The sequence below is a fragment of the Hydrocoleum sp. CS-953 genome, from assembly GCF_002260545.1.
Classification (GTDB): Bacteria; Cyanobacteriota; Cyanobacteriia; order Cyanobacteriales; family Microcoleaceae; genus Trichodesmium.
This window is the reverse complement of sequence record NZ_LGSU01000002.1, coordinates 1-238: the sequence shown is the minus strand read 5'-3', so window position 1 is coordinate 238 and position 238 is coordinate 1. Positions and strand designations below refer to the sequence as shown.

The following is a 238-nucleotide window of genomic DNA, read 5'->3' as shown; positions in this document are numbered from 1 at the left end:
CCAAAAATCCAACCTACAAATTAAGTATTAAAAAAATTTATGTTAGAAAAAATATACAAAGGAATTGCTTGGTGTCTGGCTTGGGGAAATGAAAAAGAACTAAAGTTTGACATCCCAACTTTTGAAAAATTTTCTAATTCTACATTAGAAAAAATGTCTCATCCCACAGAGGAAAATGAAATTGCTGAAAAGCTAGAAAACATAATCAATAAAGTACAAAAACTGCAAGATATTGATA

The 238-nt window shown here is 28.2% G+C and carries 1 protein-coding gene; it reads left to right on the top strand.

Going from position 1 to position 238, the window contains the following annotated elements; all coding sequences use genetic code 11:
* Window positions 1–39: 39 nt before the first annotated feature.
* Window positions 40–238, top strand: a 199-nt coding sequence (locus AFK68_RS00005; RefSeq protein WP_143437355.1) for a hypothetical protein, incomplete at its 3' end; no start/stop codon positions are given.